Raw genomic sequence first — 20,544 nt, 5'->3', positions numbered from 1 at the left:
TCCTCCTTTCCTCTAATCGATTATTTTGCTTTCACAGCAGATTTAATAGTAATCAATGATTTTTTAGCTCCAGGAACATTTCCTTTAACTAAGATAACGTTGCGGTCAACGTCAACACGTACAACTTCAAGGTTTTGAATTGTTACGCGGTTGCCACCCATACGGCCAGCTAATTTTTTATTTTTAAATACACGGTTCGGTGCAACAGGACCCATAGATCCAGGACGACGGTGGTAGCGAGATCCGTGAGCCATTGGGCCGCGGCTTTGTCCGTGACGTTTGATAACGCCTTGGAATCCTTTACCCTTAGTCGTTCCGGTTACATCAATGATGTCTCCAGCTTGGAAAGTATCAACTTTCACTTCTTGTCCTACTTCATAGTCTCCTAGCTCAACATCTTTGAATTCTCGAATGAAGCGCTTAGGAGCCGTGTTTGCTTTTGCAACATGACCTTTCGCAGGTTTGTTAGACAAAACTTCACGCATATCTTGGTAACCTAATTGAACTGCTTCGTAACCATCATTTTTCACTGTTTTCACTTGTAAAACAACGTTTGGAGTAGCTTCGATAACAGTAACTGGAATTAATTCACCAGACTCTGTGAAGATTTGAGTCATTCCCACTTTTTTCCCTAAGATTCCTTTGGTCATGATTACACCTCCATCTTCTTATTATAGTTTGATTTCAATATTTACACCGCTTGGTAAGTCTAGCTTCATTAAAGCATCAACTGTTTTTGGTGTTGGGTTCACAATGTCGATTAGACGTTTGTGTGTACGCATTTCGAATTGTTCGCGTGAATCTTTGTATTTATGAGTCGCACGGATTACAGTGTAAAGACTGCGTTCAGTTGGTAATGGAATTGGACCAGATACGCCAGCTCCAGTTCTTTTTGCAGTTTCTACGATTTTATCCGCTGATTGATCTAAAATACCATGTTCATACGCTTTTAAACGGATACGAATTTTTTGTTTTGCCATCTTGTTCCCTCCTTCGCCTATTTTAAAAGTAGACATAGCTCCACGAAAATTTTCCGTCACGCTCGTTCGTGGCAAAGCGTCCGGGCGTGTCGCAACCTCTCGTTTCAAAGCCGGTGGATTCTATTAAGAACCCCCCAGTACGTTTACACTTCTGTAAACAGCACCTTTATGATTATATTACATCAGAGTATCCATTGCAAGGATTTTCTCAATAAAGATCGTATTATTTCGCTGATTTTCTGAAATTTTTCTGGATTATGAGAATTCCTCTTTTTAGTTCTCGACTATATAATAGAAGAAACATGGTTTTCTGTTTACTTATAGTTAAGCTATGGAACAAAAAAAGAGCCGCAGTAAGCGACTCTTTACGTCCGAGTATGGGTAAAACTAATTTATAAAAGTAGTCTTAATTCAAATTAAGCGTTGATAGTTGAAACGACACCGGCACCAACTGTACGTCCGCCTTCGCGGATTGAGAATTTAGTACCGTTTTCGATAGCGATTGGGTGGATTAATTCCACTTCCATTGCTACGTTGTCACCAGGCATAACCATTTCAGTTCCTTCTGGTAATTCAACTACACCAGTTACGTCAGTTGTACGGAAGTAGAACTGAGGACGGTAGTTAGTGAAGAATGGTGTATGACGTCCGCCTTCTTCTTTAGATAAAACGTAGACTTCAGCAGAGAATTTTGTATGTGGAGTGATAGTACCTGGTTTAGATAATACTTGTCCACGTTGGATATCTTCACGTGCAACACCACGCAACAATGCGCCAATGTTGTCGCCTGCTTCAGCGTAATCTAACAATTTACGGAACATTTCAACACCAGTAACAGTTGTTTTCGCAGTTTCTTCAGCGATACCTACGATTTCAATTTCGTCACCAACGCGTACTTGTCCACGTTCAACACGTCCAGTAGCAACTGTACCACGACCAGTGATAGAGAATACATCTTCGACTGGCATCATGAATGGTTTTTCAGTGTCGCGTTCTGGAGTAGGGATATAAGCATCAACTTCTGCCATCAATTCAATGATTTTTTCTTCGTAAGCAGCGTCGCCTTCCAAAGCTTTCAAAGCAGAACCAGCGATAACTGGAGTGTCATCACCTGGGAAGTCGTATTCTGTTAATAGGTCACGAACTTCCATTTCAACTAATTCTAACAATTCTTCGTCGTCAACCATATCAACTTTGTTTAAGAAAACAACGATGTAAGGTACGCCAACTTGGCGAGACAATAGAATGTGTTCACGAGTTTGAGGCATTGGGCCATCAGCAGCAGAAACTACTAAGATAGCTCCGTCCATTTGTGCAGCACCAGTGATCATGTTTTTAACGTAGTCCGCGTGTCCTGGGCAGTCAACGTGAGCATAATGACGGTTTTCTGTTTCATACTCAACGTGAGCAGTGTTGATTGTGATTCCGCGTTCGCGTTCTTCTGGAGCACCATCAATTTGTGCGTAATCCATAGCAGTCGCGCCGCCTTGTTTAGCAAGTACAGTTGTAATTGCAGCAGTTAAAGTAGTTTTACCATGGTCAACGTGTCCGATAGTACCAATGTTAACATGGGGTTTTGAACGGTCAAATTTTTCTTTAGCCATTTAAATATGTTCCTCCTAAATGAGTTTGTTTTTTATCTGATAGGTCCGCGATGTTTTTGCATCGCGAGCCCATATCATCGATATCATTTTATCTGAATTGTTCACAAAAATACAGGTCTTTTGGAAAAACAGTTAGAATTTATCCAAGTTTTTTTAGATTACTCAGATTTTCCGCCATTTTTCTTAATAATTTCTTCTTGAACTGCCTTTGGAACAGCTTCGTAATGGTCAAATGTCATAGTGAAGACACCACGACCTTGTGTAGCTGAACGTAGAGTAGTTGCATAACCAAACATTTCAGCCAATGGAACCATTGCACGAACAACTTGTAAGCCGCCGGCACGAGCATCCATTCCTTCTACGCGACCACGACGAGCAGTCACGTGACCCATAATATCACCTAAGTAATCTTCTGGGATAACAACTTCAATTGCCATAATCGGTTCAAGAATAGCTGGATCAGCTTTCTTAGCAGCAGCACGTAATGCCATTGAAGCGGCAACACGGAAGGCTGTTTCATTTGAATCGACATCATGGTAAGATCCATCGTAAAGTTTTGCTTTAATGTCAACCATAGGGTAACCGGCTAATACACCGTTGTCCATTGATGCTTTCAAACCTGCTTCAACAGCCGGAATGTATTCACGAGGGACAACCCCACCGACGATTGCATTTTCAAATTCAAAGCCGCCGCCTTCTTCGTTTGGTTCGAATTCGATCCATACGTGACCGTATTGACCTTTACCACCAGACTGACGTACGAACTTACCTTCTGCTTGCGTACCTTGACGGAATGTTTCACGATAAGATACTTGAGGAGCTCCAACGTTTGCTTCAACTTTGAATTCGCGACGCATACGGTCAACGATAATATCTAAGTGAAGTTCACCCATACCAGCAATGATTGTTTCGCCAGTTTCAACGTTTGTTTCAGCGCGGAAGGTAGGATCTTCTTCAGATAGTTTTTGCAAGGCAACGCCCATTTTATCTTGGTCAGCTTTTGATTTAGGCTCAATAGCAACTTGGATAACTGGTTCTGGGAATTCCATTGACTCAAGGATAACTGGTGATTTTTCAGCACACAATGTATCCCCGGTAGTTGTATCTTTCAAACCAACTGCAGCAGCGATATCTCCAGCATAAACTTCAGAGATTTCAGAACGTGAGTTAGCATGCATCTGTAAGATACGACCAACACGTTCACGTTTGCCTTTAGTTGCGTTTTGTACGTATGAACCTGATTGTAAGACACCAGAGTACACACGGAAGAAAGTTAGACGACCAACGAATGGATCTGTCATTACTTTAAATGCTAAAGCAGCAAATGGAGCATCATCATTAGCTGGACGTTCTTCTTCTTCTTCAGTCTTAGGATTAATCCCTTTAATCGCTGGAATATCCAATGGTGAAGGCAAGTAATCTAGAACGGCATCCAATAATAATTGAACCCCTTTGTTTTTGAAGGCTGAACCACAAAGAACTGGGTAAAATTCAACGTTAACTGTTGCTTTACGAATTCCTTCTTTCAATTCTTGTTCAGTAATTTCTTCGCCTTCAAGATATTTCATTGTTAGATCTTCATCAGTTTCAGCAACAGCTTCAACCAATTTTTCACGCCATTCTTCAGCAAGCTCTAAGTAGTCTGCAGGAATGTCAGTTTCTTCAATTTCAGTACCCAAGTCGTTTGTGTACATTTCAGCTTTCATCTTCACAAGGTCGATGATGCCTGTGAAATCGTCTTCCGCACCAATTGGTAATTGGATTGGGTGAGCATTTGCGTTCAAACGATCATGCAAAGTTTCTACAGAGTATAAGAAGTCTGCACCGATTTTATCCATTTTATTGGCAAATACGATACGCGGCACACCATAAGTTGTTGCTTGACGCCATACGGTTTCAGTTTGAGGTTCAACCCCAGATTGAGCATCCAGTACGGTTACAGCACCATCTAGTACACGTAATGAACGTTCAACTTCTACAGTGAAGTCCACGTGTCCTGGTGTGTCAATGATATTGATACGATGACCTTTCCATGCAGCGGTAGTCGCAGCTGAAGTGATGGTAATCCCACGTTCTTGTTCCTGTTCCATCCAGTCCATTTGTGAAGCTCCTTCATGAGTTTCACCAATCTTGTGGATTCTACCAGTGTAATACAAGATACGTTCAGTTGCAGTCGTTTTACCAGCATCGATGTGGGCCATGATACCAATGTTACGAGTGTTGTCTAGAGAAAATTCTCTTGGCATTTCTTCTGTTTCTCCTCTCTCAAATCAAATTAAGCGTCCTAATATCTTTCTGCCGACAGTTGTCAAATGCAGAGAGGATTTTACCAACGATAATGAGCGAATGCACGGTTGGCTTCGGCCATTTTGTGTGTATCTTCGCGTTTTTTCACAGAAGCGCCAGTGTTGTTAGCCGCATCCATGATTTCTTTAGCTAAGCGGTCTTCCATTGTGTGTTCTCCGCGAGAACGCGCATAGTTGACGACCCAACGTAAACCAAGTGTTGTACGACGCTCTGGACGTACTTCAACTGGTACTTGATAGTTAGAACCACCAACACGGCGAGCTTTAACTTCCAATACAGGCATAATGTTTTCCATTGCTTGTTCGAAAACTTCCAATGGATCATTTCCTGTTGATTCTTTGATTGTGTCAAATGCGTTATATACGATATTTGCAGCAATACCACGTTTGCCGTCAACCATTACCCGGTTGATCAAACGAGTTACTAGCTTTGAGTTATACATAGGATCTGGTAAAACATCGCGTTTTATAGCAGCACCCTTACGAGTCATGCGTAACTCCCCCTTCCGAAAGTATGTCTTTTATCTAATTCGATTTTTATGCTTTAGGTCTCTTAGTACCGTATTTAGAACGGCTTTGTTTACGATCGTTAACACCAGCTGTATCTAGCGCACCACGAACGATGTGGTAACGTACTCCTGGCAAGTCTTTCACACGTCCGCCACGTAATAGAACAACACTATGTTCTTGTAGGTTGTGGCCGATACCTGGAATATAAGCTGTTACTTCGATCAAGTTAGACAAACGAACACGAGCATACTTACGTAAAGCCGAGTTCGGTTTTTTAGGTGTCATAGTACCGACACGTGTACATACCCCACGTTTTTGTGGAGAGTTAACGTTTGTTTGAACTTTTTTGAAGCTGTTATATCCTTTATTCAATGCAGGTGAACCTGATTTTTCCACCTTTGATTTACGAGGTTTACGTACTAATTGATTAATTGTAGGCATTCCTTGTTTCCTCCTTCCTCGATTCGCTTTCTAGTCCCACACATCCTGGTGGTTCTTTTTCAGCGATAAAAAATAATGCAATCTCTGCATTCTCTATCAAGCGTACCTTGACACAGTCAGCACGTCTCACTTGAGAGACCTGTTCACAAAGCACCTCAGATAGCATATCATGATTGATTTTACCTGTCAACAATCTGTTGAAAGTTTTTCTGAATATTTTTCACTCCCTTCGAGCAATCTATATTATAGAAGAAAGAGTCTTTTTGGTCTTTTTGGTCTTTTTTACTCAAAAAGAACTATCTTTTTTTTGTGGTTCCGATTACAATAGAATTAACTTAAACGAAGGTGGGATTTTCCAATGAATCTAAAGGAACTAGTGGGCATTGAAGTTGCAAAATACGTAAAAGATGGCATGGTTGTTGGTTTGGGTACCGGATCTACCGCATATTATATGGTAAAAGAAGTTGGCCGACGCATGAAGGAAGAAGGCATTCACGTTACTGGCGTTGTAACCTCTTCTGCAACTGAACAACAAGCAAAAGAACTAGGCATTCCTTTAAAAGCGATTGATGAAGTGGATTACGTCGACTTAACCATTGATGGTGCCGATGAAATCAGCAGCGACTTTCAAGGAATTAAGGGTGGCGGTGCTGCACTATTATTCGAGAAGATTGTCGCAACCTATTCAAAAGAATGCATTTGGATTGTCGATGAAAGCAAAATGGTCGATAAATTAGGTAATTTTCCTTTACCCGTAGAAGTAGTTCCTTTTGGCAGCCATAATCTTTTTCGTCTGTTTGAAGAAAAAGGCTACAATCCAAAATGGCGTAAAACAGCTGACGACGAAATACTAATCACAGATGGTGGTCACTACATTATCGACTTAGCATTGGAAGTCATTGAAAATCCGCACGCTTTAGCCGATGAGCTCGATAGATACGTTGGCGTTGTAGAACATGGACTATTTATTGATATGATTTCAAAAGTTGTCGTTGGTACTCCGGAAGGTCCAAAGGAAATAGCTGTTCCTGGTAAATAGTTTCTTTTTTTAAATTCCGCGGTTAATAAAGGAAAACAATGGAAAAACCTTTGAAAACATTGTACAATGAATCAGGAATTGAAAATTTCAGAAATGGACTAAAGGAGAGAATAATATGCCAAAATTAGTTTTTTCTCGTCACGGACTAAGCGAATGGAACAAATTAAATCAATTTACTGGATGGGCAGATGTAGATCTAGCTCCAGAAGGTGTTGAAGAAGCAAAAGAAGGTGGACGTAAAATTAAAGAAGCTGGCATCGAATTTGATGTTGCTTACACTTCTGTATTAACTCGTGCCATCAAAACTTGTGACTACATCCTAGAAGAGTCTGACCAACTTTGGGTACCAACCGTTAAATCTTGGCGCTTAAACGAACGTCACTATGGTAAATTGCAAGGTCTTAACAAAAAAGAAACTGCTGAAAAATACGGTGACGAACAAGTACACATCTGGCGTCGTTCATACGATGTATTGCCTCCATTAATGGAAGCAACTGATGAAGGTTCTGCTGCTCAAGACCGCCGTTACTCAATGTTAGATCCTCGTGACATTCCTGGTGGAGAAAACTTAAAAGTCACTTTAGAACGTGCATTACCTTTCTGGCAAGACGAAATTGCTCCTGCTTTGAAAGACAACAAAACTGTTTTAGTTGCTGCTCATGGTAACTCATTACGTGCATTGGCTAAACATATTGAAGGCATTTCTGATGAAGATATTATGGACTTAGAAATTCCAACAGGTCAACCATTGGTTTATGAATTGAATGACGACTTAACAGTAGCGAAAAAATACTACTTATAAAATTAAGCAAACAGCGCTGAGGTTGAAAGCCTCAGCGCTGTTTTTATGCATCTTTCGAATGACGTTCACCGACTTGGAATTCATCCGCATGTTCAAACATATAGCGAACACTAATTGGATCATCACCGGTTAGTTGCTTAAAATCATCTGTGTGCTCAGCCATTTTATTTTCCCGAATTGCTTGAGCAAAGGTTACCATACCTTCTGAAGAAAATGGTGCTTCTGAGCCATCTTTGAACTTCCCATCTGTAGTACGAGGCACACCCATTGCATCAAAAACTTCATAATTTTCCTCATCCGTCACTTCTTTATACGTAACCTTATTCCCGGTTACTTCGTTACCAATCTCAATAAAATCACGAATTGTCATCAATTCTTTGCCGTTAATATTTAGAATTTTGTGATGATAGGTTTCATTGATCAATGCATAAGCGACTGCTTTAGCACAATCTTTACGAGATATATAAGCCATCTTTCCATCACCTTGACTATTGGTCAGTTCACCATCTGCTTTAACATAAGTAAAGTAGTTAGTAACCATTGCTTCTGCATACTGAGAATTTCGTAAGAAGATATAATCTAGACCACTTTCTTTAATGTAATTTTCAGTGAAAGCATGATCAATTTTTTCGATGCTTGGATTACTCGGATCAGCAGCATTTACTAATGAAGTATAAATAATTTTCTTCACACCTGCTGCTTTAGCTGCATCTATAACATTTTTGTGGGCAGTTTGCCGCTTTTCGCCAACAAAAGGCATCGAAATTAAAGCTAGAGCTTCACCGCCAGAAAATTTTTCAGCTAATCCTTCCAAGTAATTGAAGTTTGTCTCCTGAACTGCAACCTCTTGCTTCGCGTATTTTTCCAAAGTAGCTGGAGAATAACCGCAAAATACTAAATGTTTCGTATCAGTTAAAGTCATTAAATACTCTGCCGCTTGGCCACCTAAATTTCCATCTACACCAGTTAAAATTAGTTTACTCATGTAACTTCTCCTCCTTGCTCTTATTGCTTTTATAATATGTGAATGCATGAACAATATCCAATACAAAGATTCGATAGTCTATAAGTAAAACTTATATCTGTCCTCGGAGTAGATCTAACAAATGTTTTATACTGGGATTGTTTTCTCCCTTGCGATAAGCAAGAACTATCGCAAACTGATGGTGAGAGTCTTTAATCGGCAATAATTTTACATCGACTCCATTGTTAACTAGTGGATAATCTTTTGGAAAAAAACCAATCATTTCATTGTTTTGGATCATAAATAACTCCGTTTCAATATCATTGGCTACTTTTGCAATGTTCGGGGTATAACCATCCTTTAGTGCATTCTCTAACATTAGATAATAGGATTTCCCTATCATTTCTGGTGATAACATTACGATAGGCTGGCTGTACAATTCATTGATCGTTAGAGAATCTTTTTCAAAGTATGCATGATCTTTTCCCACTACTGCGCGATAATCTCCATAGTATAAAGGAATCGTTTGAATATTTTCTTCCTCGAAAAATTCAGAGTCAAAGCTGATGGCCAAATCATAGCGATAATTTCGCAGATTTTCAGCCACGCCCTTTAAAGGGACTTTCTCAACATCCAAGACAATATTTTCCTTTTTTAAGTCATGTTTACGAACAACTTGTGATAACTGTTGGATATCCATGATAGAGGTGTATTCAATTCTAATACGGTTTTGTCCTTCATTGAAGTCAACCATTCGTTGGTTCAACTGTTCATATTGCTGAAGCAGCTGTAGCGATTCCTGATATAAAATCTTTCCAGCTTCCGTCGGTGTCACAGGGATAGTGGTTCGGTCAATCAACTGACATTCGAAGTGTTCCTCCAAAAAATGAATCTGTTGCGTGATACTCACTTGTGAGACATAATTCTTTTTCCCGGTCTTGGTAAAGCTCCCCGTCTGAACCAAATCGACAAAATAGCGCAGTTTCTCCAAATTCATTCAACATTCCTCCTGCTTTCTCTAGCTAAAAAACAGACAGCTCCTAAAAGGATTTGCCTGCTTCAACAATAGTACTCATGATTCACATTCTTGCCAATAAATCAATCAACACACGGGCTATAAAACTTTTTTATATCAATGTTTTGATCATAAGATTTATCGTGTTAAATCAGTTTACATGTATACTACCATATTCTTTTATTCTATTAATGAGGTAAACATGGGACAAAATATCTTGTAGATTAGCCATTAAAATAAATATTAATATGAAAGGAAAGTCTTTTAAGACTAGTTTTTTCAGGACTGATTTTCCTCAGTTTCAAAAATACTTTTTCCTCTCAATCAAAAAATAGTATCAAAGATATTTTTAAACCTATAGTCTTTTACAGCCTTCTCATTTTGATAAATAGGAGAACTACTATTCTTAAACAAAGAATTTTCCTGAATTGGATACCTGAAATCGATCCTATTTTTTTTGCTTTTGGTGGAGTCAATACCCTCTATGTTCTATTTATAAATATAAATTATTGATTGAGAATCACTTAGTTATGAGGGTAAGCTTAATCTTATCAAGTATTAATATCAGTGTAAATATTTTTTTAAGCAAGAAGTATTAATACGAGCTTAGTGTAGATAGTGACTCTTTTAATATATTCTCAATATCATTTAGAATTTCTTTCTCTTTGTCTGTTCTTTCCTTCACATCGGTACTAACTCTCTAATTATTGTAGCCAGCCGCTACCAACAGCTTGTGCCTAGCCATTAGAAAAAACTCCTGTTACAGCTTCGGCAGGCGTTTTTGTAACTATGTACTGTATTTGTAGTGTACATTTCTATCACGTGTTAAATACCTATTTGCACCGTTATAAAGAGGACGTCCTCCTGCAAAAGATAGCAAAAAAAGATTCAATGATAAAAGCTCTTATACGAATTTTTTGAGAGGTTTATATTTCTATTTTTTTTGTAAAAGATGTAGAATTTAATTATCAAAGAGAAAGTGGTGTTTAGTATGACAGATTATGAAAAAAAAGAAGCTGCTGTTTTAGAAAATATTGTGGATACCATGACAAATTTAGATTCAGAATTAGATAAACTAGATTCCTTAAATGAAGATAAAACCAAAAAACATGAATTAAAAAAATGGTATGCAGAAAAGAAAGCTATTCATGACATCAAACATATCCTCCATAATGTTGGGAAGTATGAAAAGTATGATGACGATGAAATGAAAAAAATTGATGCATATATTGAAAACTTTATGAGCTAATAAAATCAGGATCCTACGATTATGGGATCCTGATTTTTATTTTGGCCTAATGAATACTATCCATACATTGACACTCCTAGCTAAATAGGTACGGTCAAAGATTTTATGTTATACTTGATTTTCTAGAAAATTCATTCTCATAAGGAGTTATCATATGAAAAAAACTAACTTTGTAGTCGTCTTTTGGCTGCTTTTAACGCTCATTTCATTCATTGTATTTCTGTTTAATTTTCATTCATTCTGGGATTCAATCGCTACTTTGTTCTTTCCTAACCCCGACACTGACTATCTGAGTAAAAATGATATTTATCGTGAGATGGTCACTGTATTACCTATGATGGCAGCAACAGCAGTATTTTTTTATATTGGATTGAAACAAGGTCTGAAAATTTACAATCAAAATTAGCATCCACCAGCTATTTGTATGCCATAATAAATCAGTAAAGTAAAGTCATACTAATTTTAGTTAGTCCTTAGGCACTTCGTTAATAATTTAACGGAAGTGCCTAATTCTATTTATCATTCCACACTATGCTGAGTTAATGGAATTAATCACTAATCAACGTACTTTAATTTAAACAGTACAGCATAATTGTGTAAAATACTATTTTTCGAGGTGTTCATCTATGCAAAGAAACCAAAATAAAAAAATGCTTATAGGCCCCTTCCCTTGTCAGAGATAGTCTATAAGCAAATTGAAAACTGGACTTGTCTTCGCGAAGAATACAAGGTGCTCTGCTCGAATACATTACAAGAATATCATGCCTTATTTTGTAAACGAGGCGGATCACGCCGCGAGATATATCTACGCGTTTCGAGCGTTTCAAAAATTTGATTTCCTTAACACAGATTACGTCATACTTACACATCATTGCTCAAATACAAGCAGGCATTGATCCGAAATCACTGCAGCTTCTACTTGGTCATGCGCGCAAAAACGACATTGAACGTTTTTGCCCACATCACCCGTGAGAAAAAGAAAGAACACATCGCCAATTTCGAAAATCTCATTAAGAATTTATCGAGTGGGGCAAGCCCCAAATTCGCAAGAATCCATCAAGCAAAAAAGCCTTGATGTAGAGCCTCAGGAGAGGTAAGAAGCGACCTTCGTCGCCAATAAATCAATCGCCACGTGGTTTTCGCCACCTTCTGGTACGATAATATCCGCATAACGCTTTGTTGGTTCAATAAATTGATGGTACATTGGCTTTACAACCGTTAAATACTGTTCGATGACCGAGTCTAGGGTTCTTCCTCGTTCCTCCATGTCCCGTTTGATTCGACGGATGATTCGAATATCGTCATCTGTATCAACATAAATCTTAATATCCATCAAATCCCGTAGCCGCTCATCCTCTAGAATTAGAATTCCTTCTAAAATGATGACTTCTTTCGGCTCCTGCACTACTACCGCAGAACTGCGAGTGTGAGCTACATAGTCATATACCGGTTTTTCGATCGCTTCAAAATTCAACAGCTGTTTGACGTGTTCAATTAATAAATCTGTATCGAAAGCAAAGGGATGGTCATAGTTGGTCTCCAAACGTTCCTCAAAGCTTAAGTTACTTTGATCTTTATAATAGGAATCTTGTTCCAGCATCATAATCGAATGATCTGGGAAATGATTGTAAATTGCACGGCTAACGCTTGTTTTCCCGCTGCCTGAGCCACCTGTTACACCAATGATAATTGGCTTGCTTTTCATGAAATAAAACCTCTTTCGTGTCTTTTGCTACAACTATTATAGCGAAAATCGCTTCAATTGCTATTGATTTATCAAAATTCTTGCAAAATTTTGTAAAGGTCGGTCAATTGACGAATTTGATACGTCGGTTGAATCTCTGCTGATGGTTTGTTTTGTGGATTCATCCAAACTGTATCAATTCCTGCCGTTTGTCCCCCTTTAATGTCTGAAGTTAAAGAATCCCCGATGATAACCGTTTGCTTTTTATTGATATGAGGAATTTCATCAAACACGATGTCAAAGTATTCCTTCATCGGCTTATGGACACCCATTTCCTCCGAAATAAAAAATTTCTGGAAATAAGGAGCCAATCCAGATTGCTTCAATCTTTGATGCTGCGTTTCTGAAACTCCATTAGTCACAACATACAATTCTTTAGTCTGGCTGAGACGTTTAACGACATCTAACCCATTTTTTATCAATTTGTGGCCTTGATTTAAGTAATAGCGATAACGTTCTTCGGTTTCTGGACCGTCTACCTTTTTGCCAACAGTATCAAAAAAGAGACTAAAACGCGTGTTCAGCAATTCATGACGGGAAAGCGTTCCATGTTCATGTTGGCGCCAAAAACCACGGTTCATTTCTTTGTAGGCGTCCTTGACCTTTTCATCCAAAGGTACACCCATTTCTATAAATAGCTTGTTCAAAGCTTGCTCTTCAGCATCTTGAAAATCCAATAACGTATCATCAATATCAAACAATAAAGTCGTATACATTCTTTTTCCCTCTATCTAAAGTATTTTTTTAACTGCCGCAATTCTTCTAGAGTCAGTGACCGGTAGCTGCTTCCTGCTAAATCAGCCGGTAAAGTCAAAGGCCCCATCGTCAAGCGCTGAAGATCTACTACTTTTTTACCACAGGCTAAAAACATTTTTTTCACCTGATGGAACTTTCCTTCATGAATTGTGAGTTCCACCGTAGAAGCTTTCTCACTGGCAAAAAGAATCTTCAGTTCTGCGGGCTGGCAAATAATGCCACCATGAAAGACAATCCCTTCGGAAAAAGCATTCACATCTTCTTCTGTCACCAGTTCGTTGACCACTGCTCGATAGGTTTTAGCTACCTCTTCCTTTGGCTGCAGCAAATCATAACCAAGCTGACCATTGTCAGTCAGCAAAAGCAAACCAGTAGTATCTCGATCCAAACGTCCTACAGGATAAAGCTCCGACCGTTGATCCTTCGAATTAATTAAATCCAGCACTGTACGATGATGAACATCCTGTTTGGCTGTCACTACACCCTTAGGCTTATTCAATAAATAGTAAACCTGATTTGTTTGTAATCGCTGTCCAGCTACTACGATATCATGCAGCTGACTATCCACATTTCGCTGTGGATTCAATTCAACTTCATTATCTACTGTTACCCGCTTCATTAGAAACAGACGCTTCATTTCTTTTCGAGTAGTCTGCAAACGAGTTTCAATCAATTTATCCAAACGCACTATGAAAACTCCTTTAGGCTTGTCGGATACATTATACTGGAATTTTTAACGAATGTAATTAGGCTGCTTCTATCTTTAAAGAAAAAAGGGAGAATTAAATTCTCTATTCCTAAACTAGGCAAGGGAACTCGGCTTTCTCTAAACTACAGAGAAGCGAGAGTTATTCTTTTCATTCGAACAATTTTGTAAGTTCATTGACAGCCAGATAAATGGTGAAATTTTTTTAATTTTCTTATACTAGTCAGCAGAAGAGCAGCTTGCTGCTCAAAATTTTATAAAATGAGGAGTATAACTATGCAAAAAGGCTTAACTGGATTTCAACTTAAAATAATCGGAGTCATCACCATGGTCATAGATCATTTAGGACAATTTTTTTCTTTTCTAGGTGTACCGTTGTGGTTCCACTGGATTGGACGAATTGCTGCACCGATTTTCTTGTTTGAAAGCTCTGAAGGCTTTGTTCATACAAGTAATCGTAAAAAATATATGTTTCGCTTGCTGATCGGCTTTTGGATTATGGGAGCAATTGACTGGATTTTAAATACGTATTTCAGTGTCGGTAATGCTGTAGTCATCAATAATATTTTCGGCACCCTCTTTTTAGGTACGGTTTTCATGCAGGCTGCTGACTATTTGATTACTGGAGTTAAAAAAAAGCAGGGTCGGATTTTTGGCAAAGGCCTACTTTGGTTAATCCTTCCTTTGATTCTTAGTGTTTTTCCTTTGCTTGTCCTTTCAGGAGGCGTAATGAACCCTGCTTTGATGATCAGTTTTCAAGTCTTCGCCTTTTTGGTACCCACATTGTTATTAACGGAAGGCGGATTTTTGTTTGTCCTTTTAGCAGTATTATTCTATCTGTTCCATGGTAAGAATAGCTTACAGGTGACAGCACTAGTGGGTGTTGCTTTAATTTCACTAATCTTCGGCGGAATGCAACATCCTTTTGCCGAAAATTTCCAATGGATGATGCTGCTTTCAGCAATTCCAATTATCTTGTACCACGGTGAAAAGGGCCGAAGCATGCGTAACTTCTTTTACTACTTCTACCCTGCACATATCGCAATTTTTGCAATTATCAGCTTTTTCCTGCAAAAATAATCCAATTTTTCCTTGACTGGTTCACAGAAAAGTTTTACAATCCGTTTTGTGAACAAATCGTACAGATAACGCGGTTTAATACGCGTCGAGAGAGAGGCGGTTTCTATTAATTTAGAGACGTCTCTCTTTTTTTGTCTTGAACTATTTGTTCTGCTAACAAAAACTGAGGTGATATTTATGAAAGAAAAAACTATTCGTTTAATTCCTGCCGTTCTGGCTACCGGAATTATGTCCTTTTCTGGTGTACTGATTGAAACGGCCATGAACGTGACTTTTCCAACCTTGATTCATCAATTTGGGCTGTCAACTGCTTTAGTCCAATGGGTCACGACTATCTATTTACTGATTATTTCTATTATGGTACCCTTTGCTAATTATTTATTGAAAAATTATTCGATCCGTCACTTGTTTATTGCAGCTAACTTATTCTTCATTGCAGGTCTTATCATTGATTTTTGGTCCCCTACTTTTAGTGTACTGCTGCTGGGTCGCTTATTTCAGGGGATTAGTACGGGAATTGCTCTGCCGTTAATGTTTCATATTATCTTGAATTTCACCCCAATGCATAAACGAGGAACTATGATGGGTGTAGGTACATTGACCACTTCGATTGCTCCAGCAATAGGTCCAACCTATGGCGGATTACTGACATCGGCGTTATCCTGGCATTATATTTTTCTTTTTTTAGTACCGGTTTTATGCGTTTCTATGATTATTGGCTTAGTTACAATTCCTGAGATGGCCATCAAAAAGACTACTAAGTTGGACTTTTTAGGTTTATTAGGAGTTGGATTGCTATTTAGTGGTCTGCTGCTCTTTTTAAATCAGTTAGGTTCTTGGTTTAGTCTGATTCCTTTATTGATAGGATTAGCTGGGGCAGCCTTATTCTACCGCCAGGCAAACCGGGCGGAATACCCTTTAGTACGACTAGCTGTTTTGAAAAATAAAACCTTTCGACTATTCCTATTTGGCTTTCTCGTTTGCCAATTTCTACTGTTAGGGATTTCTTTTGTCTTGCCGAATTTTCTACAGATTATTTTAGGTAAGGATGCCTTTGTATCTGGGTTAGTGATGCTGCCAGGTGCAGCTGTAGGGGCAATTTTAGCACCTGTCTCTGGTCGTGTTTTAGATAGTGTAGGTCCGAAAAAACCGATCTTATTTGGCTTAACTTTTGCGACTATCGGCTGGATCGGGTTAACGACTCTATTGAAGTCTCCAGTTTTATTAGGCTTTGTTGCTGGACACGTTTTTTACATGATTGGCATCGGATTTGCTTATAGCAACATGATGACTGCCGGTATGAATCAGCTGTCAGAAAAAGACTATGGTGATGGTAATACCTTGTTTAACACGCTACAGCAGTTTTCCGGAGCAGTAGCCACTGCCATTGTTGCGACCATCATTAATTTGGCACAGGTGCACCAAGGCAATTTTCGGCAAGGGACGGTGTTGGGATCCCAATTATCTCTGATCTTCTTATTGATCTTACTAATTATCATCTTCGCAGCAACAATTATTCATTTTAAAAAGAAAGCGTAAAAAAGACCTGACAATTTTTTTGTCAGGTCTTTTCTATTCAATTAACGAAATGCATAAATGATCTCGGTAATTCCTACTAGCATAAAGTAAGCACCAACCAGGAAACTCAAAGTTAGAACTGAAGATAGTGGATTGAACAATAGATAGATTCCTAGAAGAATCCCGATAACGTTCACCACTACTGTAAACCAGTAGTAGCCATTGCTATAAACTTTTGCAGTTCCGGCTGTCATTAAACCTACGATAGAATCCAATAAGAACCAAAAAGCAAACACAAATGGTAAAGTGATTACGCCTGCACCGATATTAAACAGCAGCAGTACCCCAATCACAATATCAATAATTCCGATAACGATCGGCATTTTGCTTTGGTATCCAGTGAATTCCTTCACCTTGTTCCGTACAAAAATTTCAAATAGACCTTTAATAATAGCAAAGGCACCAATTACAATTACAATAGCTACAAGATTTCCTACCGGATCTTGAAACGAAAGTAATGCAACCAAAATAAAAAGTATTCCTAAAATAAAAGAGCCCCAATTGAACCCTTTTTGTTGTCGAGTATCCATAATTACTCCTCCTCTCTTTTAAAACACTAGCATAAGAAATAATTTTCGTCAGGTCTCACGCCTTGAAAATGCTTTTTCGTATTTTTTGTAAAAGTAATGCAGACGTTTTCAAATTAAAAGCGTTTTTCCTTGCAATTTGCTGAAAAACACGTTAATCTTTAATTAGATCGTAAATTTCTGCGATCTGCTAAGTGAATCAAAGGTTTCTCATACACAGCGTAATGACCTGGTAGAGAAAGTTGAACCTAGACTTTTTTTAGACAGTTGCGCTCGCGACTGTCTTTTTGCGTATTTTCGCAAAACCATTGTGCTGAGAATAACCCGTCACTTTAAGAGCATCTGACTGAAAACCAACGGTCAGTGACATTTTAAGGAGGAATTTGGTTATGGCAGTATCATTGAAAGTAGAAGAAAGAGCAACCCGTCCCCGATCCCTACGCAACAAGCTACGTCACGAAGGTAAAGTACCAGGCATCGTTTATGGATACAATGTGGAAAGCACACCTATCTCAATCGATGACCATGAATTCATGCGTTTATTGCGCGAAAACGGATCAAACACAGTCTTCACAATGGATTTGAATGGTAAAAAAGTAAATACTTTGCTTCACGATTATCAAGCAGACACATTTACTCGCGAATTGACTCACGTTGAATTCTTGTCAGTAAATATGACAGAAGAAACTGAAGTTGAAACTGAAATCGTACTAGTTGGGGAAGCAGTTGGTGCTAAAGCTGGCGGCGTATTAACTCAAACATTGTACACAATCGTTGTTTCAGCAACACCAGACAAATTGCCTGAAAATGTTGAAGTAGACGTTACTAAACTAGAAATTGGCGACTCAATTACAATTGGCGATTTAGCTGCACATGCTGATTACACTATCGTTACTGATGCTGAGGAACAAATCGCAGCAGTTCAAGGAGCGCAAGAAGAAGAACCTGAAACTGGTGAACCTGCTGAAGCAGCACAACCAGAAGTAATTGGTGAATCAGAAGAATAAGATTACAAGTAAATTAAGTAGGGACTGGCTCTTAGGAGTCAGTCTCTTTTGCTTACTAAATTTATAGGCCTCGCTGACAATGAAAATTCCTTTTTACTAGTAGCAAATAATTGTCTTTTCTTATAAAAAGTTTTACAATAAGGCACTACAAAGGCAAGGTTCAGTAAATTGCGCTATAATTAGCTATAGACCTGTTCCGCAAAGGAGGACAAAACATGTTTGAAACATTTGATGCAAATAGAAGTCGTTATGCCTCTGTCGGTGTAGTCTCCAGCTTGCCTGGTGAATTGATAGACAGCATTTGGTTTATCATCGATTTGGATTTGAAGGGCTTGATTCCGTTAGACAATATGCTGACATTTGATCTTGTAAACAAGCAAGGACATGTCACAATGCACTTCTCACAAGAAGGCAGTGAGGTAGAGATGGATATTGACCTTCCTTTTGTCTATTCTTCCGAATTCCCAGCAGAAGTTTATGCTTATGATGACGGCAATCGCCAAACGATCTTATTACCTAACGAAATTAGACAACGTTAAAACAAACAATAAACGCTTTGCAAATGATTTTGTAAAACCAAACAGCAACTAAACGGAATACTAAAAGTTAAGAATTTTCGTTAGTTTTACCATTTCTTTACCTATCAAAAAGGCGTACCAGTAGCGGTTTTGACCGTTTCTGGTACGCTTTTTTTGTAAATACTTTTTATTTGCAAATTTCCTCTTGCATTGTGTGCGTTCTGTGGTAATATCTAGTGAGCAATTTTCATGAAAGGAATGAAAACGATGAAAGAACTTACACGAGGAAATCCCGCAAAATTAATTTTGTTTTTCACAATCCCATTGTTAGCTGGTAATGTTTTGCAACAATTTTATAATATGATAGATATGATCATCGTAGGCCAAACACTTGGCAAAGACGCACTAGCTGCGGTTGGAGCTACTGGAAGTGTTAGCTTTCTAATTATTGGATTCGCCCAAGGTTTAACGTCAGGTCTCTCCATTATTACCTCTCAGCGCTTTGGTGCCAAGGATACCTTAGGCGTTCGTAAGAGTTTTGCAACTTCTGTTTTGATCAGTACTGTTGTCACTGTTGTTCTTACTGCCCTGAGCCTGCTGTTTTTACGTCCGTTACTATTAGTGATGCAAACACCGCCTGAGATTTTAGATCAAGCTCAGACATTTATTTCAATCATTTTAGCAGGTATTTTTGCGGCGATGATGTTCAATTTGTTGTCCAATATGATTCGTGCACTTGGCGATAGTCGAACACCGTTAATCTTTTTAGCCCTGGCTGTCCTTGTGAATATTGTTCTGGATATCGTTTTTATCACTAAATTTAACTCTGGGATTGCTGGTGCTGGTTATGCAACCGTAATTGCCCAAGTAATTGCCAGTCTATTATGTCTAATCTATATTCGCAAACGTATCCCATTACTACAAATTGGCTGGAAACATTTTTCATTCGATAAACAAGAGATTCGTACTCACTTAAATGCTGCTTTACCCATGGGTTTCCAATCTTCTATTATTGCGATTGGTGCTGTTGTTTTACAATCAGCATTGAACAGCTTAGGAACCGATGTAGTAGCTGCCCAAGCCGCTGCAGGACGAATTGAGCAATTCGCTATTTTGCCAATGATGTCCTTTGGTATTACCATGGCTACCTTTACCGCCCAAAACTTTGGTGCTAGAAAGTATAGTCGCATTTTAACTGGAATCAAGCAAAGTTTGATTATGAACGTCCTGTTCAGCTTGTTAGCTGGTTTCTCAGTTATCTTTTTTGGTCACTACTTGATTGCTCTGTTTGTTGACAAAGGGGAAACTCAAGTCTTCCAATTGGCTCAGGTCTACTTCAATATTAGTGGAGCCTTGTACGTAATTTTATCTGTATTGTTTATTCTACGCTACACTTTGCAAGGCCTTGGCCAAGCAAAAATCCCAACCTTCGCTGGGATTATGGAGTTGCTAATGCGTTCCTTCGCCGCGATAATTTTGACTGGTTTATATGGTTACCCTGGTGCAGCCTTTGCTTCACCACTGGCCTGGATTGGTTCCGTATCTGTCCTATTGCCATCAACGATCAAAGCCATTCGCAAACTGAAAGAATTGGAACGTCAGCAACAAGTTGAAGAACTTGGTTTACCAGAAGAAGAGCGCAAGCCACTTCCCACAACCAATTAATTTGAAGGCCTAAAGATTAGCTTTAAAAGTTGATCTTTAGGCTTTTTTGCGAT

21 protein-coding genes are annotated in these 20,544 nt (G+C 38.7%); 9 read left to right on the top strand and 12 right to left on the bottom strand.

Annotation, left to right across the window (positions count from 1 at the left end; translation table 11 throughout):
* Positions 1-20: 20 nt before the first annotated feature.
* The 6 genes from rplC to rpsL all read right to left on the bottom strand — a co-directional run bounded on the left by rplC (position 21) and on the right by rpsL (position 5,841).
* Entirely contained in the window at positions 21-650 is a 630-nt protein-coding gene (gene rplC, locus IGI49_RS15545) for a 50S ribosomal protein L3 (RefSeq protein ID WP_429962428.1), read from the bottom strand.
* A 21-nt stretch (positions 651-671) separates the two neighbouring features.
* Positions 672-980: a 30S ribosomal protein S10 gene (rpsJ, locus tag IGI49_RS15540; protein WP_010742749.1), complete on the bottom strand. Its 309-nt coding sequence runs from the start codon at positions 978-980 to the stop codon at positions 672-674.
* 416 nt (positions 981-1,396) lie between these two features.
* Entirely contained in the window at positions 1,397-2,584 is a 1,188-nt protein-coding gene (gene tuf / locus IGI49_RS15535; RefSeq protein ID WP_207702456.1) for an elongation factor Tu, read from the bottom strand.
* Between the two features lie 158 nt (positions 2,585-2,742).
* Positions 2,743-4,830, bottom strand: a complete 2,088-nt coding sequence (gene fusA / locus IGI49_RS15530) for an elongation factor G (protein WP_429962427.1) — start codon at positions 4,828-4,830, stop codon at positions 2,743-2,745.
* Between the two features lie 80 nt (positions 4,831-4,910).
* The gene (rpsG, locus tag IGI49_RS15525) at positions 4,911-5,381 is read right to left on the bottom strand and encodes a 30S ribosomal protein S7 (protein ID WP_207672731.1); all 471 of its coding nucleotides are present in this window, start codon (positions 5,379-5,381) and stop codon (positions 4,911-4,913) included.
* 46 nt (positions 5,382-5,427) lie between these two features.
* Positions 5,428-5,841 (bottom strand): 30S ribosomal protein S12, encoded by a 414-nt coding sequence (gene rpsL / locus IGI49_RS15520; protein ID WP_207702454.1) that lies wholly within the window; start codon positions 5,839-5,841, stop codon positions 5,428-5,430.
* A gap of 358 nt (positions 5,842-6,199) precedes the next feature.
* Here rpsL and rpiA point away from each other — a divergent pair, with 358 nt between their 5' ends.
* Together rpiA and gpmA are read left to right on the top strand one after the other, a co-directional pair.
* Positions 6,200-6,880, top strand: a complete 681-nt coding sequence (gene rpiA / locus IGI49_RS15515) for a ribose-5-phosphate isomerase RpiA (RefSeq protein WP_429962426.1) — start codon at positions 6,200-6,202, stop codon at positions 6,878-6,880.
* A 115-nt stretch (positions 6,881-6,995) separates the two neighbouring features.
* Positions 6,996-7,682, top strand: coding sequence for a 2,3-diphosphoglycerate-dependent phosphoglycerate mutase (gene gpmA, locus IGI49_RS15510; RefSeq protein ID WP_207702452.1), 687 nt, complete (start codon positions 6,996-6,998; stop codon positions 7,680-7,682).
* A gap of 43 nt (positions 7,683-7,725) precedes the next feature.
* On the opposite strand, the gene IGI49_RS15505 is transcribed toward gpmA, so the two are convergent.
* Together IGI49_RS15505 and IGI49_RS15500 are read right to left on the bottom strand one after the other, a co-directional pair.
* Positions 7,726-8,667 (bottom strand): NAD(P)H-binding protein, encoded by a 942-nt coding sequence (locus tag IGI49_RS15505; RefSeq protein ID WP_429962425.1) that lies wholly within the window; start codon positions 8,665-8,667, stop codon positions 7,726-7,728.
* Between the two features lie 91 nt (positions 8,668-8,758).
* Positions 8,759-9,643 (bottom strand): LysR family transcriptional regulator, encoded by an 885-nt coding sequence (locus IGI49_RS15500; RefSeq protein ID WP_429962424.1) that lies wholly within the window; start codon positions 9,641-9,643, stop codon positions 8,759-8,761.
* A 1,009-nt stretch (positions 9,644-10,652) separates the two neighbouring features.
* On the opposite strand from IGI49_RS15500, the gene IGI49_RS15495 reads away from it, so the two are divergent.
* Positions 10,653-10,910: a hypothetical protein gene (locus tag IGI49_RS15495; protein ID WP_429962423.1), complete on the top strand. Its 258-nt coding sequence runs from the start codon at positions 10,653-10,655 to the stop codon at positions 10,908-10,910.
* 154 nt (positions 10,911-11,064) lie between these two features.
* Positions 11,065-11,316 (top strand): hypothetical protein, encoded by a 252-nt coding sequence (locus tag IGI49_RS15490; protein ID WP_429962422.1) that lies wholly within the window; start codon positions 11,065-11,067, stop codon positions 11,314-11,316.
* 678 nt (positions 11,317-11,994) lie between these two features.
* On the opposite strand, the gene udk is transcribed toward IGI49_RS15490, so the two are convergent.
* The 3 genes from udk to IGI49_RS15475 form a co-directional block, all read right to left on the bottom strand.
* A complete protein-coding gene (udk, locus tag IGI49_RS15485; protein ID WP_429962421.1) occupies positions 11,995-12,615 on the bottom strand; it encodes a uridine kinase in 621 nt (206 codons plus the stop codon).
* Positions 12,616-12,686: 71 nt separating this feature from the next.
* Entirely contained in the window at positions 12,687-13,370 is a 684-nt protein-coding gene (locus IGI49_RS15480) for a YjjG family noncanonical pyrimidine nucleotidase (RefSeq protein ID WP_429962420.1), read from the bottom strand.
* Positions 13,371-13,381: 11 nt separating this feature from the next.
* Positions 13,382-14,098 (bottom strand): 16S rRNA pseudouridine(516) synthase, encoded by a 717-nt coding sequence (locus IGI49_RS15475; RefSeq protein ID WP_429962419.1) that lies wholly within the window; start codon positions 14,096-14,098, stop codon positions 13,382-13,384.
* Positions 14,099-14,392: 294 nt separating this feature from the next.
* Here IGI49_RS15475 and IGI49_RS15470 point away from each other — a divergent pair, with 294 nt between their 5' ends.
* The gene (locus tag IGI49_RS15470; protein WP_429962418.1) at positions 14,393-15,196 is read left to right on the top strand and encodes a TraX family protein; all 804 of its coding nucleotides are present in this window, start codon (positions 14,393-14,395) and stop codon (positions 15,194-15,196) included.
* Positions 15,197-15,373: 177 nt separating this feature from the next.
* Positions 15,374-16,735, top strand: coding sequence for an MFS transporter (locus tag IGI49_RS15465; protein ID WP_429962417.1), 1,362 nt, complete (start codon positions 15,374-15,376; stop codon positions 16,733-16,735).
* A gap of 41 nt (positions 16,736-16,776) precedes the next feature.
* On the opposite strand, the gene IGI49_RS15460 is transcribed toward IGI49_RS15465, so the two are convergent.
* The gene (locus IGI49_RS15460) at positions 16,777-17,304 is read right to left on the bottom strand and encodes an HdeD family acid-resistance protein (RefSeq protein ID WP_429962416.1); all 528 of its coding nucleotides are present in this window, start codon (positions 17,302-17,304) and stop codon (positions 16,777-16,779) included.
* A 386-nt stretch (positions 17,305-17,690) separates the two neighbouring features.
* On the opposite strand from IGI49_RS15460, the gene IGI49_RS15455 reads away from it, so the two are divergent.
* The 3 genes from IGI49_RS15455 to IGI49_RS15445 all read left to right on the top strand — a co-directional run bounded on the left by IGI49_RS15455 (position 17,691) and on the right by IGI49_RS15445 (position 20,491).
* Complete coding sequence (locus tag IGI49_RS15455; RefSeq protein ID WP_429962415.1) at positions 17,691-18,308, top strand: 50S ribosomal protein L25/general stress protein Ctc; 618 nt, start codon at positions 17,691-17,693, stop codon at positions 18,306-18,308.
* 215 nt (positions 18,309-18,523) lie between these two features.
* Entirely contained in the window at positions 18,524-18,847 is a 324-nt protein-coding gene (locus IGI49_RS15450; RefSeq protein ID WP_010756414.1) for a DUF960 domain-containing protein, read from the top strand.
* Positions 18,848-19,093: 246 nt separating this feature from the next.
* Positions 19,094-20,491, top strand: coding sequence for an MATE family efflux transporter (locus IGI49_RS15445; RefSeq protein WP_429962414.1), 1,398 nt, complete (start codon positions 19,094-19,096; stop codon positions 20,489-20,491).
* Positions 20,492-20,544: the final 53 nt, after the last annotated feature.

This window comes from Enterococcus sp. AZ071, assembly GCF_050499065.1.
GTDB lineage: Bacteria > Bacillota > Bacilli > Lactobacillales > Enterococcaceae > Enterococcus_A > Enterococcus_A ferrettii.
Note: the sequence above shows the minus strand (reverse complement) of the source record. Positions and strands in the feature narration are given on the sequence as shown.

What these genes read in the sequence shown, in the direction of transcription:
- rpsJ (WP_010742749.1), bottom strand. Translation starts at nt 980, where the DNA reads ATGGCAAAACAAAAAATTCGTATCCGTTTAAAAGCGTATGAACATGGT.
- IGI49_RS15455 (WP_429962415.1), top strand. Translation starts at nt 17,691, where the DNA reads ATGGCAGTATCATTGAAAGTAGAAGAAAGAGCAACCCGTCCCCGATCC.
- IGI49_RS15465 (WP_429962417.1), top strand. Translation starts at nt 15,374, where the DNA reads ATGAAAGAAAAAACTATTCGTTTAATTCCTGCCGTTCTGGCTACCGGA.
- IGI49_RS15470 (WP_429962418.1), top strand. Translation starts at nt 14,393, where the DNA reads ATGCAAAAAGGCTTAACTGGATTTCAACTTAAAATAATCGGAGTCATC.
- IGI49_RS15450 (WP_010756414.1), top strand. Translation starts at nt 18,524, where the DNA reads ATGTTTGAAACATTTGATGCAAATAGAAGTCGTTATGCCTCTGTCGGT.
- IGI49_RS15495 (WP_429962423.1), top strand. Translation starts at nt 10,653, where the DNA reads ATGACAGATTATGAAAAAAAAGAAGCTGCTGTTTTAGAAAATATTGTG.
- rpsL (WP_207702454.1), bottom strand. Translation starts at nt 5,841, where the DNA reads ATGCCTACAATTAATCAATTAGTACGTAAACCTCGTAAATCAAAGGTG.
- rpsG (WP_207672731.1), bottom strand. Translation starts at nt 5,381, where the DNA reads ATGACTCGTAAGGGTGCTGCTATAAAACGCGATGTTTTACCAGATCCT.
- IGI49_RS15500 (WP_429962424.1), bottom strand. Translation starts at nt 9,643, where the DNA reads ATGAATTTGGAGAAACTGCGCTATTTTGTCGATTTGGTTCAGACGGGG.
- rpiA (WP_429962426.1), top strand. Translation starts at nt 6,200, where the DNA reads ATGAATCTAAAGGAACTAGTGGGCATTGAAGTTGCAAAATACGTAAAA.
- udk (WP_429962421.1), bottom strand. Translation starts at nt 12,615, where the DNA reads ATGAAAAGCAAGCCAATTATCATTGGTGTAACAGGTGGCTCAGGCAGC.
- gpmA (WP_207702452.1), top strand. Translation starts at nt 6,996, where the DNA reads ATGCCAAAATTAGTTTTTTCTCGTCACGGACTAAGCGAATGGAACAAA.
- IGI49_RS15480 (WP_429962420.1), bottom strand. Translation starts at nt 13,370, where the DNA reads ATGTATACGACTTTATTGTTTGATATTGATGATACGTTATTGGATTTT.
- IGI49_RS15490 (WP_429962422.1), top strand. Translation starts at nt 11,065, where the DNA reads ATGAAAAAAACTAACTTTGTAGTCGTCTTTTGGCTGCTTTTAACGCTC.
- tuf (WP_207702456.1), bottom strand. Translation starts at nt 2,584, where the DNA reads ATGGCTAAAGAAAAATTTGACCGTTCAAAACCCCATGTTAACATTGGT.
- fusA (WP_429962427.1), bottom strand. Translation starts at nt 4,830, where the DNA reads ATGCCAAGAGAATTTTCTCTAGACAACACTCGTAACATTGGTATCATG.
- IGI49_RS15445 (WP_429962414.1), top strand. Translation starts at nt 19,094, where the DNA reads ATGAAAGAACTTACACGAGGAAATCCCGCAAAATTAATTTTGTTTTTC.
- IGI49_RS15460 (WP_429962416.1), bottom strand. Translation starts at nt 17,304, where the DNA reads ATGGATACTCGACAACAAAAAGGGTTCAATTGGGGCTCTTTTATTTTA.
- IGI49_RS15505 (WP_429962425.1), bottom strand. Translation starts at nt 8,667, where the DNA reads ATGAGTAAACTAATTTTAACTGGTGTAGATGGAAATTTAGGTGGCCAA.
- rplC (WP_429962428.1), bottom strand. Translation starts at nt 650, where the DNA reads ATGACCAAAGGAATCTTAGGGAAAAAAGTGGGAATGACTCAAATCTTC.